General features: G+C 53.7%; 9 protein-coding genes. 6 read left to right on the top strand and 3 right to left on the bottom strand.

Annotation, left to right across the window (positions count from 1 at the left end):
* Window positions 1-28 precede the first annotated feature (28 nt).
* The 6 genes from Q4E40_RS17110 to Q4E40_RS17085 all read left to right on the top strand — a co-directional run bounded on the left by Q4E40_RS17110 (window position 29) and on the right by Q4E40_RS17085 (window position 9,631).
* On the top strand, window positions 29-1,591 hold the full coding sequence (locus tag Q4E40_RS17110; protein ID WP_303413869.1) for a GAF domain-containing protein: 1,563 nt from the start codon (window positions 29-31) through the stop codon (window positions 1,589-1,591).
* A gap of 34 nt (window positions 1,592-1,625) precedes the next feature.
* Window positions 1,626-5,735: a chemotaxis protein CheB gene (locus Q4E40_RS17105; protein ID WP_303413867.1), complete on the top strand. Its 4,110-nt coding sequence runs from the start codon at window positions 1,626-1,628 to the stop codon at window positions 5,733-5,735.
* A 37-nt stretch (window positions 5,736-5,772) separates the two neighbouring features.
* The gene (locus Q4E40_RS17100) at window positions 5,773-6,069 is read left to right on the top strand and encodes an antibiotic biosynthesis monooxygenase family protein (RefSeq protein ID WP_253404453.1); all 297 of its coding nucleotides are present in this window, start codon (window positions 5,773-5,775) and stop codon (window positions 6,067-6,069) included.
* A 48-nt stretch (window positions 6,070-6,117) separates the two neighbouring features.
* Window positions 6,118-6,621 (top strand): ankyrin repeat domain-containing protein, encoded by a 504-nt coding sequence (locus tag Q4E40_RS17095; RefSeq protein WP_303413865.1) that lies wholly within the window; start codon window positions 6,118-6,120, stop codon window positions 6,619-6,621.
* Window positions 6,622-6,654: 33 nt separating this feature from the next.
* Window positions 6,655-9,198, top strand: coding sequence for an ATP-dependent helicase HrpB (gene hrpB / locus Q4E40_RS17090; protein WP_303413864.1), 2,544 nt, complete (start codon window positions 6,655-6,657; stop codon window positions 9,196-9,198).
* A 196-nt stretch (window positions 9,199-9,394) separates the two neighbouring features.
* Window positions 9,395-9,631 carry a hypothetical protein gene (locus Q4E40_RS17085; protein WP_303413863.1) on the top strand — a complete coding sequence of 79 codons (237 nt, stop codon included), beginning with the start codon at window positions 9,395-9,397 and terminating at the stop codon, window positions 9,629-9,631.
* 642 nt (window positions 9,632-10,273) lie between these two features.
* Here Q4E40_RS17085 and Q4E40_RS17080 read toward each other — a convergent pair.
* From Q4E40_RS17080 to Q4E40_RS17070, 3 genes are all read right to left on the bottom strand, one after another.
* Window positions 10,274-11,674 carry a M16 family metallopeptidase gene (locus Q4E40_RS17080; protein WP_303413862.1) on the bottom strand — a complete coding sequence of 467 codons (1,401 nt, stop codon included), beginning with the start codon at window positions 11,672-11,674 and terminating at the stop codon, window positions 10,274-10,276.
* A 5-nt stretch (window positions 11,675-11,679) separates the two neighbouring features.
* Window positions 11,680-13,131, bottom strand: coding sequence for a M16 family metallopeptidase (locus Q4E40_RS17075; RefSeq protein ID WP_303413861.1), 1,452 nt, complete (start codon window positions 13,129-13,131; stop codon window positions 11,680-11,682).
* A 186-nt stretch (window positions 13,132-13,317) separates the two neighbouring features.
* Window positions 13,318-13,875, bottom strand: a complete 558-nt coding sequence (locus Q4E40_RS17070; protein WP_303413859.1) for a fasciclin domain-containing protein — start codon at window positions 13,873-13,875, stop codon at window positions 13,318-13,320.
* Window positions 13,876-13,940 lie beyond the last annotated feature (65 nt).

Genomic DNA, 13,940 nt, shown 5'->3' with positions numbered 1-13,940 from the left:
CCACCCCTGGCGGAGGACTTGGAATACTATGGAAAATAAAATATCTGCGCTGCAAAACGGTGGCGAAAAAAACTATGATTCTGACTTCTGCGGAAGCATTCCGCTGCACCAGATTAACCTGATACAACCGCACGGCCTGCTGCTGGTTCTGGACAAATCACTACACATCAGGCAGGTAAGTGAAAACAGTGTCGACCTTCTTGGCCTTGCGCCCGATTCGATGCTGGACCAACCGCTTTCCGCTTTCGTACCCGGAAAAGAGCTGGCAGATCTTCAACTCAAAATCACCCGTGAACAGGAGTCAGAACTGGACCAGGTGGACATCCCCTTTTCGCTCACCTTCAGTACGGGAGAGAGCAGTAGCGCCTTTACGGCCACCGTTCATCCGGAGGCAGAGCAGATACTGATTGAAATGGAGCCGGCCCGGCGTGAGGATGATGTATCCTTCCTGGCTTTTTTCCAGCAGATCAAATACATCACATCCCGCATCAAGCAAGCCGACAGCACCGAGGCGATCGCGCAGATAGTGGCCGATGAGTTCAAGCTTTTTACAGGCTTCGACCGGGTGCTCGTCTACCGCTTCGACCCCCAGTGGAACGGCACCGTAATCGGCCAGGCCAAAACGGAGGACATGAGTGATTTGCTGGGGCTTCGGTTTCCGGCCTCTGATGTGCCCAGGCAGGCCCGCGACCTCTACTTCAAAAATCCATACCGCCTCATTCCTGCCCGCGACTACGAACCGGTACGCCTCCGCCCTATCCTGAACCCCATAACACGGCGCTTTACAGACCTGACCAGCTGCAACCTGCGCAGCGTGGCCGGCGTGCACCTGGAGTACATGGGCAACATGGGCATTTCGGCTTCCATGTCGGTACCGCTTATTATGGGAGGCAAATTATGGGGACTGATCTCCTGCCACCACAAAGCCCCGAAATACCCCAGCTACCAGGAGCGCACTGCCATGGAACTGCTTTCCACGATCGCAGCGGTACGGCTGGGTGCCTACGAAAAGGAACAGCACGCCACGATGCAGGCGCATATGCGCGGACAGCACGCCACGATGCTGGAGCAGCTTTTCAACCAGGATTTTTTTGCCGAGGCACTCCTGTTTGGCCAGCCAAACCTGTTAGAACTATTGTCGCTGGGCGGTGCAGCCGTGCTGTATGAAGGCAATGTGCAGACAGTGGGCAACACCCCGCCCGTTCCAAAACTAAAAGAACTTGCATCCTGGCTGCGGCGCAACAGCTCCGATAAAACGTACGTAACCAACTCGCTCCCACAGGCCTATCCGAACAGCAAAGAATACAAGGACCAGGCAAGCGGCTTGCTTGCGCTGCCTATTAACCCTGACCAGGGAGAGTACATTCTGTGTTTTCGGGGAGAAGTGCTGCAAAACGTCAACTGGAGCGGCAACCCTGATCAGGCCATCCGGATAGAACCGGACGGCAAGAGCTATCATCCGCGCAACTCGTTTGCACTTTACCAGCAAACGGTGCAGCTAACCTCCCTCCCCTGGGGACAGGAAGAGCTGGAAGCCGCCGAAGCGCTGCGCAGTGCTGTGCTCAGCAAGATCATCCGCGAGAAGTATTAAGAGAACGAATTACCTTTATTACGGCTAACACAGCATGTTGCAGCAAGCAGACAATAAGCAGGAGCAAAAAATCATCCCCAGGCCTGCCGATCATTACCTGATAGGCATAGGCGCCTCTGCAGGAGGCCTGGAGGCGATTCATAAGCTCTTTGACCATTTCCCCGGGAACTCCAGCTTCTCTTTTGTGATCATACAGCACCTTTCGCCTGACCATAAAAGCCTGATGGCCGAGTTGCTGTCCAAGCATACCAGCATGCAGGTGCGGGAAGCGGAAGACAATACGTTTACCCGGCCAAACTGCGTATACGTGCTGCCTAGCGGCAAGCAGCTGAGTCTGCAGAACGGACGCTTGCGCCTGACCGAGAAGCCCCGCAACCGGGAACCCAACTTTGCAGTGGATACCTTTTTTGAGTCACTGGCCGTGGACCGCGGCCCCAACGCCATAGGCATTGTGCTGTCAGGCACCGGAACCGATGGCAGTAAGGGTGTCCGCGCTATCAAGCAGGCCGGTGGACTGGTGGTGGTGCAGGATCCGGAAAGCGCAAAATTCGACGGCATGCCCCGCAGCGCCATTGATACAGGAGAGGTAGACTTTGTGCTTCCGCCGGATCAGATTCCGCATGAGATCATAGAGTACACCCGCCGTACACCGCTGGTCAAGAGCATCATCCAGAACGGCAAGCAGCAGGAGCAGCTCGATGAAGAAGCGGTGTTGAAAGAGATTCTGGACCTGGTGTGCAGCCACACCCAGGTTGACTTCACGCATTACAAAAAGCCCACGTTGAATCGGCGCATCCAGAAGCGGATGCAAACCCTCAAGCTGAACAGTCTTCAGGAATACCTGGACTACCTGCACGCTAATCCGGCCGAGATCAAGATCCTTTGCCAGGAATTCTTCATCAACGTGACCAGCTTCTTCCGAGACCCGGAGGCCTTTCATCAGCTGGAGAAAAAGGTAATTCCGGATATTCTGAAATCAAAAGAAGAAGGTGAACCCATCAAGGTATGGATAGCGGCCTGCAGCACGGGCGAAGAAGCCTATACACTGGCCATCCTTTTTCAGGAGGCGTCCCATAAACTAGGCCGCCCGCTGGATGTCAAGCTCTTTGCGACCGACGTAGACCAACAAGCTCTGCAGAAAGCCTCAAAAGGAGCCTACCCTGCCAACACCATCCGGAAGCAGGTATCAGAAGCACGCCTGCAGCGTTTCTTTCAGAAGACGGGTAACAAATACGTTGTAAGTGATGAGATACGCAAGATGGTGATCTTTGCACAGCACGACCTGCAGAAGGACCCGCCTTTCAGCAAGATCGACCTGATCACCTGCCGCAACATGCTCATCTACCTCAACCCAAGCTTGCAGTACAAAGTACTCTCCCTGTTTCCCTATGCCCTCAACATGGGCGGTTATCTCATGCTGGGCCCCAGTGAGCACATCGGGGATATGCAGGAATACTTTGAGGAGGAAAACCGCAAATGGAATATTTTCCGAAAAGTGAAAGACCGCAGCAGCCTGCAGCGCAGCTATGGCGTTACCGATTACCACACCAACAGCATGCAGCAAAGCCAGGCCAGCCAGTTCAAGACCACGCAGCTAAACCGCTATAACGAGGCATTTATGGATGCCCTGGCAGAGGACTTTAAAGTCACCGCTCTGTACGTAGACACCAATTACCAGCTGCTGCACGGCATAGGCGACATCAATCGTTTCCTGAAATTCCCGGACAAGCGCCTGCACTTCAACCTCATCAAGATGGTGCCGGAAGAACTGGCCGTGGTGCTGAGCGTGAGCATCCGCAAAGCCATCAAGACCAAACGCAGTGTGGTAGGCCGGCAGGTAGCCGTAAAATTCGGCAAGAAAGAGCGCCTGATCCATACCTCTGTGCGCCCTGTCACGCTCGAAAAAGGCCAGCCGCCGCTTATCCTGGTCTTGCTGCAGGAGATGGGCGAAGTGAGTCCGCAGCCCAGGTTGAGCGAGACGCCACACCTCTCAGACGCCGACTACTACCAGCAACTGACGACGCTGGAAACGGAACTGCGCGAAACACGCGAAAGCCTGCAGATGACCGTGCAAGACCTCAGTACGGCCAACGAAGAACTGCAGTCAAGCAACGAAGAGCTGATGTCGAGCAATGAGGAGTTGCAAAGCTCGAACGAGGAAATGCAGTCACTCAACGAAGAGCTGCACACGGTTAACTCCGAGCACCAGCTTAAAATAAAGGAACTGCAGGAACTCAACGAAGACCTGGACAACTATTTCCGCAGCTCCAACGTGGGCCAGCTCTTTGTGGACCACAGCCTGGAAGTGCGCAAGTACACCCCTTCCGTAGAGCAGATCGTCAACATTATCGGAGGAGACATCGGCCGGCCGGTATACCACCTGTCGCACAGCCTGAAATATTCGCGCCTGTTCGATGATATACGCCAGGTAAACAATACATCGCAGGAGATAGAGCAGGAAGTAGAGACCGAAAACGGACGCTATTACCTGATGCGCATTATCCCTTACCTGAAGCGGGACGGCAACAAAGACGGGGTCGTGATCAGCTTTGTGGATGTCACCACCCTTAAAACGCTGAGCAGTGTGGTACAAGGTGTGCTCGACAGCTCGCTTAACAGCATCATGGCTATGCAGGCCGTGCGCGACAACAAGGAGCAGATCAAGGATTTCAACTGGACCCTGCTCAACAAGAAAGCGGAGGAAATGCTTGGTGAGTCGAGCGCGAACCTGATGCAGGGAAGTGTGACAGCAACCATACCGCATTTGCGCGACACCGGCCTGTTCCGCAAATTTTGCCAGGTGGTGGAAACCGGCAAACCGCTGCACATTGAGCAGCTGCTCATTTTAAATGAGCAGAAAGCCTGGTACGAGATTGCCGCCGTGAAAATGGGAACTGGCATAGCCGTTACAATGGCGAACATCAATGACAAAAAGCGCAGCGAGGACCAGACGCTGGCAGCCTACGAAGAACTCAAAAAAGCAGAAGAAAACCTGACCGTACTCAACAACCAGCTGGAGCGCCTGGTGGAGGATCGTACCCGTGAACTGGCAGAGAGCGAAGAGCGGTTCAGGCTGGTGGCTATGGCGACCAACGACGTGGTTTGGGACTGGAACCTGGCTGCCAACGAGATCTGGTGGAGTGATGGACTTTATAAAATGCTGGGCTTTGACGAACAAGAGATGTCGGGCGGGCTGGAAGGCTGGTTCTCCAAACTGCACCCCGATGACCGGAAGGAGGTGGAGCGCAGCGTGAATGATGCCATTAACAACGGCAGAAAGCAGTGGAACGCCGAATACCGCATCCAGCACAAAGAGGGCAGCTATACCTATGTTTCGAACAGGGCCTATATCCTGTACAATGAGTACCAGATGCCCTACCGGATGATCGGTTCATTTATAGACCTTTCGGACCTGAAACTGGCACAGGACGAACTGCAGCAAACCAACGAGCACCTGATGCGCGTGATCGACGATCTGGATACCTTCGTGTACACGGCCTCGCACGATCTGAAGTCGCCTATCGCCAACATAGAAGGCCTGATGCTGGTGCTGGAAGAACAGATACGGGAAGCGGAACCTTTACCTGGCGAGCCGACAGATCCGCTCTTCGTCATGATCAAAGACTCGATCAGACGTTTCAAAAATGTGATCCGCGACCTGACGGATATCGCCAAAGTGCAGCGTGACGTGGACGGCGAATCGGAACCACTCCAGATCGAAGCCGTCTACAACACGATTTACGAAGGCTTGCGGGAAGAGGCGGAGCGCAAACAGGCAGTGATCGAAACCGACTTCTCAGAAGCGCCCAATATCAGTTTCTCTAAAAAGAACCTGCACAGCATTCTGTACAACCTGATGAGCAACGCGCTGAAATACAGTTCCCCGGATCGCAGGCCGCATGTAAAGCTCAAAAGCAGCTACAAAGGGAAAAAACTCGTGCTGAGCATCGAAGATAACGGACTCGGTATCAGCAAAGAAAGCCAGGGAAAGATGTTTACGCTCTTCAAGCGCTTCCACTCCCACGTAGACGGCACCGGTATGGGCCTTTATATCGTGAAGCGCATCATGGACAACTCCGGCGGGCAGGTGCACGTGAAAAGCGAACCAAACAAAGGAACCACCTTCACCCTCACTTTTCAGTAATAGGAAGGCGTTCATCCACCAAATTTAAAATCGAACTATGTATATAGCCATGAGCCAGTTTGAGGTTGCCAACGGAATGGCAGCCGATGTGAAGGAAGCATTCGTGAACCGACCGCACATGGTCGACCACGAGAAGGGCTTTCTGGGCATGAAAGTGTTTACCCCGCAGGAGAACGAAAACGAGTTTTGGGTGATGACCACCTGGACCGACGAAATCAGCTACAGGGAATGGTACAAAGAGCACATGAAGGCCTCACACGAAGGTATACCGAAAGGCCTGAAGCTCGTGCCCGGCAGCCTGAAAGTGCGTTTTTTTGACATGGTGAGTGACTAAATCAGTTTTTTATCGTAGGTAAGGCAAAGACCAAAAGCCCTTATCCCGATGACTTTCCACTCTACCAGACCCGTTGACATCCTCTTCGATGCCGCCCGCCGAGGCGACCTCTCGCTTCTGAAGCAACTGATTGACGAGGGCGTTGACGTAAATGAACCAGGTCCGCGCGGCTTCACGCCCCTGATCATTGCGACCTACAATAACCAGCCAGCAGCTGCCCGCATGCTGCTGGAAGCCGGCGCTGATGTGAACGCCCAGGACCTGGCCGGGAATACCGCCCTGATGGGCCAGTGCTTCAATGGCTACGAAGGTATAGCCGAGCTCCTGCTGGAATACGGCGCAGACCTTGACCTGCAGAACGGAAGCGGTGGCACCGGCCTGATGTTTGCCACCATGTACGGTCGCACCAACATGGTCAAGTTTATGCTTGAGCACGGCGCTAACCGCGACCTGCGCGACCTCCGGGGCCTGACAGCCCAGCAAATGGCCGCCCAGGTCGGAAACGATGAAGCCCTCAAACTTTTCGAAGCCTCCACAGAAAGCACCACCTGATAAGTTTATATATTTTTCGGAAATTGCGGCGACATGTCGTACGCCCTTTCTATACCTGAATTGCCGGAGCTCCCTGTAAAGGAAGCCCTTCCCGGTCTCCTACAGGCACTTGCTGTCCATAACCGAGCCGTGCTGGAAGCCCCTCCGGGAGCAGGAAAGACCACCCTGGTTCCCCTTGCTTTACTCCAGGCAGACTGGCTACAGGGCGGCAAGGTGCTGGTGCTGGAGCCCAGGCGATTGGCTACCCGTGCCGCAGCCCAGCGCATGGCCGATCTGATGCAGGAGCCGCTGGGCCAGACGGTAGGTTACTGGGTGCGTATGGAGCATGTCGTGTCGTCACGCACCCGCGTGGAAGTAGTAACGGAAGGCATTCTGACACGCATGCTGCAGGAAGACCCCGCCCTGGAAGGTGTTTCCGCTATCCTTTTCGATGAGTTTCATGAACGTAGTCTGCAGGCCGACCTTGGTCTGGCATTGGCGCTGGACGCACAGGCCGTCCTGCGCCCGGACCTGCGCATCGTGATCATGAGTGCCACCCTCGACGCAACAGGTATAGGCAAATGGCTGCAGGCCCCCGTTATCCGGAGCGATGGCCGCCTCTACCCTGTCGAAACGCACTACCTGACCCCTGCAGAAGTTGCCGCAGCCGGCACACGACCCGCCGAGCGCCTGCAACAACTGGTGCCCAAAGCCATTCTCAGAGCTTTGCGGGAAGAGCCTACAGGGGACGTACTTGTCTTTCTGCCAGGTATGGGCGAGATGAACCGGGTAGCCGAGCAACTGGATAGCAGGCTGCCAGGCGATGTGGAACTGCACCTGCTGCACGGCGACCTGGCGCTTAGCCGTCAGATGGCCGCCATCCAGCCCTCCCCTTCCGGCCGCCGGAAAATCGTACTGGCCACCAGCATTGCTGAGACCAGCTTAACCATAGAAGGCGTCAAAATTGTGGTGGACGGGGGCTTTGCACGCGTGCCTCGTTTCCTGCCCCGTACCGGTCTCACCACGCTGGTCACCACGCCGGTATCGAGAGCCGCCGCTGACCAGCGTCGCGGACGTGCGGGGCGATTGGGTCCCGGTGTCTGCTATCGTCTCTGGTCCACTGCCGATCAGTTGCAACTGCCCGAGCGGCAGAACCCTGAAATATGTGAGGCTGACCTGTCGGGGCTGGCGCTGGAACTGGCCTTGTGGGGTGTAAAAGACGTAACCACTCTGCAGTGGCTGGACGCGCCGCCGCAGGCAGCCCTTTCCCTGGCACGTGACCTGCTTTTGCGACTGGAAGCCATTGACAGTTCAGGTCATGCTACAGCCCACGGGAAGGCCATCGCGTCCATGGGACTCACGCCTCGCCTCGGGCACCTGGTGATCCGGGGGCACGAAATGGGTCTGACTGAAACGGCCTGCACCCTGGCTGCGCTGCTGGCTGAGCGTGACATCATCCGGGCGCAACAACCCTTCAGCACGCCACTGCCCGATCTGGCGCTGCGGCTTGAGCTACTGGCAGGCAAGCGTCCTCCTATACCTGGCTTTGTGCGCGACGAAAATGCCATACGGCGCGTGCAGGAACAAGCCCAGCACCTGCGGCAGCGGCTTCGTGCCCCTAAAGGAAATATCGAAGTGCATGCGGCCGGCCTCCTCACCGCACTGGCCTACCCTGACAGGTTGGCGCAGCGCGAGAGCACAGGCAAGGTACGGCTGATCACAGGGCAGATCGCCTCGCTCCCCACCGAGTTATTCTCGGAAGCAGCCTACTACGGCATAGCGCACCTTGACGCGGGGCAACACCCACGCGTTCTGCTGGCTGCGCCGCTTAGCAAAGACGAAGTGCTCGAGCATTTTGACGCACAGCTCATGCAATCCGAAGAGGTTCGCTGGGATGATGCCAGCGGCCGTGTACAAGCCCGACGCATTGTAAAACTTGGCGCTCTCGTGTTGGAAGAGAAACAGCTTACGCAACCTGGTCCTGAAAAGCTGGCAGCCGCCCTCCTGCAGGCTTTGCAGGACAAAGGTATAGCTCGACTACCCTGGTCAGACGAAGCAGTTCGTACCCGCCAGCGGATCACATTTTTACAACGGATCGCACCGGATCAATGGCCGGATGTATCGGACCAAGCACTGGAAGATACACTGGAAGACTGGCTCTTGCCACACCTGGCCGGCCTGCGCAGCATGGAGCAAGTCAACCGACTTGACTTCAACTCCATCATGCTAGCCATGCTCAGTTGGGAGCAGCAGCAGGAGCTGGATAAGCTGGCCCCTACCCACCTGCAAGTACCCAGTGGCTCCCGCATAGCCCTGGACTATGCTGACCCTGGCACGCCGGTGCTGGCCGTACGATTGCAGGAAGTATTTGGCCTGCTCGATACTCCCCGGATTGCGGCAGGCAAGGTACCGCTGCTCATGCACCTGCTATCCCCCGCTTCACGTCCCGTACAAGTAACCCGTGACCTGCGCAGTTTCTGGAATACCGGTTATTTTGAAGTGCGGAAAGACCTGCGCGGGCGCTATCCCAAGCATCATTGGCCAGAAGATCCGTTGTCCGCTATACCTACCCGCAGTATAAAAAGGAAAGGTAATTGAGCGGTGCAAAAGATACTCCTCAATTAGGGTAAACATTCTTGGTCTACCTTTAAATAGAACATTATCAAGAACATACAAACTAAATCTTACTGACTTACAACCTTTTACAGCAGCACTATCGTACAAATAACCAATATTAGATCCGCTTTACTTGAAGGCAGATATTGTATTGTAACCAAGTTTAAACTATAAAACCATGAAAAAGATATTATATGCGGGCTTCGGTATGCTGTTTGGCACAATGGCTTTGGTAGCCTGCGATAACACAGACAGGACTGGTACTACAGCCAGCGACAACGAAAAAGTAGTTGATCGTGACTCTGTAGCCACTGAATATGAAGTAACCGAAACTGTTGTGGATTATGACACAACAACGAATACCAAGACAGTTGATGCTGATCGTGATAAAGACAAGGACGATAATAAAAATTAAAATATTTTTTGGGGTATCGTAACCCTACCCGAAATGCCGCCGTATAAAAGAACGGCTAAAAGTTGAAAAGTTAATTGTTACAGACTAATCTTTTCAATATAGAAGAGCTCCTTTACGAAGGAGCTCTTCTATTTTTGCCCTACCTGTATCACTTTCTTAAATGTCTCTCAACATTTATGACGTCGGTTTCATGAAGAGTAGCATGAGATTATAACTCCCCTCTTCCGGAACCTGACAGACTCTTTTCTGTCTCCTTCATCATCCACCTAAACGGCTATACCTGTGCAGAGCAGAATGTATTAGCACAAAGCTGAATCAGGATGCTAAGGTATGCATAAGCAGTTATCAGGTAGTCAGAGCATGGCAGCCAAAAATGGTAGCCCAAGCCCTCACCCATTGAGCTTGGATCCCCTATGAAATGAATAAATTAAAAATATTTTTAAAAACTTTGTAACATCCTTAAAACTACCGCCGTATAAATGAATGGCTAAAAGTTGAAAAGTTAATTGTTACAAAAACGAATCTTTTCAATAGAGAACAGACTCCTGATAAAGGGGTCTGTTCTTGTTTTATACCTACCCTAATCAAAAAAGGGAGCCTGGACTATATCCAGGCTCCCTTTTTCATTTTGACACCGGCTGTTTATAGCGCTTTCTTATTCAATTCCGCCTGAAACTTCTTCAGCTGCGGATCGATCACTTTTTTGTCACCTACCACCACCAAGGTCATGTTTTTGGGTCGCATGTACTTTTGGGTAGTCTGCTGAACCTGCTGCGGTGTAACGGCATGGATATTCTGCACCTGGTTTTCCAGGAAAGAATCCGGCAGGTCGTGCAGTTTCAGGAAGTTAAGCTGCGACACGATGCCCCAAGGTGAGGAGTTGCGCAAAACAAACAAGCCTGCTTCGTAGTTTTTGATGCCTTCCAGTTCTTCCGGGGATGGGGCTTCCGTGCTTAGGCGGTTTATTTCATGCAGAATCTCGTGTAGTGAGTTGCCCGTGTGCTCTGTGGTTACATCGGCTACCTGTGCCCAGTCCCCTACCCGGTAGCGGGCAGCCAGTGTGCTGGATGGTGAGTAGGTATAGCCTTTGTCTTCGCGGATGTTGCGTGTAATGCGCGAGCCAAAGGAACCACCCAAAAGGGAGTTGGTAACGCGCAGCGCCATGTAGTCTGGGTGTGAAGGATCGACAACCGGCAAACCGAAAACGATGGTAGACTGCGGAGCCCCCGGCCTGTCCAGTACGATCATGTCGCCCTTGGTAACGGGTTTGGCCACCGTGATCTGCGGGGCAATCCCTTTTCGCCAATCGCTGAGCTGGTTGGTAACCGCCGCTTTCATCGCGCCCTGATCAAACTTACCGGCCACGTACACCGTGGTGCGGTCGGCTCCGAACTGCTGCTCGTAAAACTGCTGAACCTGCTCTCTGGTAAAACTATCAATCATTTTATCCGTCGGGAAATCGCGGCCATAGGGGTGGTTAGGGTATAGTGCCCCTCTGAATTTAGATTGGGCAATGGCTCCCGGTTGCTGGCGCAGCAGATTGTTCTGCCGCTTGAAGTCATTCTTGATACGGTCCATCTCTGACTCCGGGAAAGCCGGATTTTTGAGCAGGTCAGCCATGATCTCGACCAGCTGCGGGCCATACTCTGAAAGGGCAGAACCCGATATAAATGTCTCATTTGGGCCAACGCTTACTGATACTGTGCCTCCCAAACGCGCAACTTCATGGGCCAGTTGCTTAGCGTTGCGTGTGGCGGTGCCTTCCTGCATCAGGTTGCCTACGATGTCAGCCAGACCGTTTTGCTCAGCTGTTTCGTGCACATTGCCTACCTGCACCACCATACTGACCACCACCTTCGGCACGTCGCCGTAAGGCACCATGACGGCGGTCAGGCCATTGTTCAGGTCAAATTCCTGTTTGGCGGGCAGTTTAAAATCCTTAGGCTGTCCCCCTTCAGGCGGTGTTTGTTTTTGAGCCATGGCCATACCTGCCGACAGGGTCAGGAAGGCGCTCAATGCTACTGTGAGGATATTTCTATTCATGGCGCTTAGCTTTTTGCGAGTGGGTTAACAACAAGAACAGTGCGGTTGGTGGGCCGCAGGTACTCCTCGATGGTTTTGCGGAGCAACTCAGGCGTTACTTTCCGGAACTCAGACTCCAGTCGGTTAATGCGGGCAGGATCGTCGTCGAAAAGAGCGAACGTGGCCAACAGATCCGCTTTGCCGAAACCGGAGGAGGCGCTTACCTGATCGTAAAGAGAAGAGCGCATTTTCACGATCGCCAGGTCAATCAGTTCCTGATCAATCCCTTCCTGCTGCAGCTTTTGGATCTCTGAGTCCAGCACTTTCACTATTTCGTCGGCATTCACATTCTGATCATGGATCAGGCTGCCCATCCAAAGCATCGGGCCATTGTAATTGAACATGTTGCCCAGGAAAGCGTTGATACCGCCATCCACAGAAGCGGTATAGCCCCGCTCCTGCACCAGTGCCTGGTACAGTCGGCTGTCGTTGCCTTGCAGCAGGATCTGATCAAGCAGCCCCATGGCGTAGTACTCCGGTGAGTTGCGCTCCGGCATGTGGTAGGCAAAAGCCAGTGCCGGACGGTTAGCAAGTTTGTCGTCCTTGGTGAAGCGCTGCTCTTTTTCCTGAAGCGGCTCGGTCAGGTCTACCGGTTGCGGTAAATTGACGGAAGGTATACCGCCGAAGTATTGCTGTATCCAGTTTTTGGCATCACCCGTCTCGAAGTCACCTACCACGACCAGCACGGCATTGTTTGGAGAGTAGAAGGTGTCAAAAAAAGACTTTACATCTTCCAGGCTGGCGGCGTCCAGGTCTTTCAGATCGCCATAAAAGTTGTGGGCGTTGTACCAGTTCTTGTTCGCATACTGCGGCATATCGAGCCAGGGGAAGCCACCGTAGGGCTGGTTCAGCACGTTCACCTTCACCTCGTTTTTCACCACGCCCTGCTGGTTGGTCAGGTTCTCTTGGGTGATGTTGAGGCCCTTCATACGGTCAGCCTCCGCCCAGAGCATGGTTTCCAGCTTATGCGCGGGCACGATCTCAAAGTAATTGGTGAAGTCAAACCGGGTACTGCCGTTCAGGATGCCCCCGTTCTTTTGAATGAGTTGAATGAACTCCATCTTGCCCAGGTTATCAGAGCCCTGGAACATCATGTGCTCGAACAGGTGGGCAAAGCCAGTGCGATCTTTGGGCTCGTTCCGGAAGCCAATATTGTAATACACGGCGATGGTGGCTATCGGAGCTGTTTTGTCCTGCGACAACACGACCTTCAGGCCATTGTCCAGGGTATAGTAGTCCACAGGAATCTGATAGGCCGACTCTGTGGCCGCATTCGCTGCGGCCGGCGCCACGCTCTCGGCGGTTGCCGTGGTTGTTTCGGGGGCTTCAGTGGTGGTTCGCTGTCCGCAGGCGCTCCAACTGAGCAGCAGTGCCAGTGCGCCCCATCTCACATAGTTTTGGAAAGGTGTTTGATTCATTATGCGCTGATTTTAAGGTTGAAAATAGGGTAAGCCTTAATCCAGAACATAATACGTAAACAAACTGAAATATATGCTAAAAAATATGTTAAAGTTTAAAATAAGCGCTATACTATATAAAAAGGAAAGCCTGTGCATAATCTCCTTATGCACAGGCTTTAATCCCTCGCAGGGCGATTAATCTCCCTATTCTGGTAACAAGACCTGGTCTATTACGTGAATGATACCGTTTGAAGCAGGTATGGAAGCGATGATCTTAACGCCGTTGACTGTTGGCTGACCGTCCTCCAGACCGAGTTTTACGCGACCACCGTTTACCTGACCCAGGGTCATGTCGTTGTCGAATCGCTCTGCGGGAATAACGCCCACATACACGTGGTACTGTAGAATGTTACGCAGGTCACTGCGGCTCTCCGGTTTCAGGAGACCATCCACTGTGCCGGCGGGCAGTTTATCAAAAGCGGCGTTGGTAGGTGCAAAAACAGTAAATGGTCCCGCATTGGTCAGGGCATCCACCAGTCCGGCGGCTTTTACGGCGGCTACTAATGTGCTGTGGTCCTTCGATCCGGCTGCTACCTGCACCACGTTCTGCTGCGACTGGTCATCCGCCACGGCAGACTGGCCTGCGGCTTGTTCGGTTTCTGTGTCAGGGGCTGCTGCAACCGACTCTGGCTGGCTTTCCGTATTGCACGAGGTCAGCAGACCAAGGGCAATGGCTATCAAAGCTACATGTAAACTTTTCATTTTCGTTAGGTGGTTTAGTTTGATGATACAATATTCCGTAATTTCCATTGTCATAAACATGATGG

The sequence above is a fragment of the Pontibacter coccineus genome, assembly GCF_030546575.1.
Taxonomy (GTDB): Bacteria; Bacteroidota; Bacteroidia; order Cytophagales; family Hymenobacteraceae; genus Pontibacter; species Pontibacter coccineus.
Note: the sequence above shows the minus strand (reverse complement) of the source record. Positions and strands in the feature narration are given on the sequence as shown.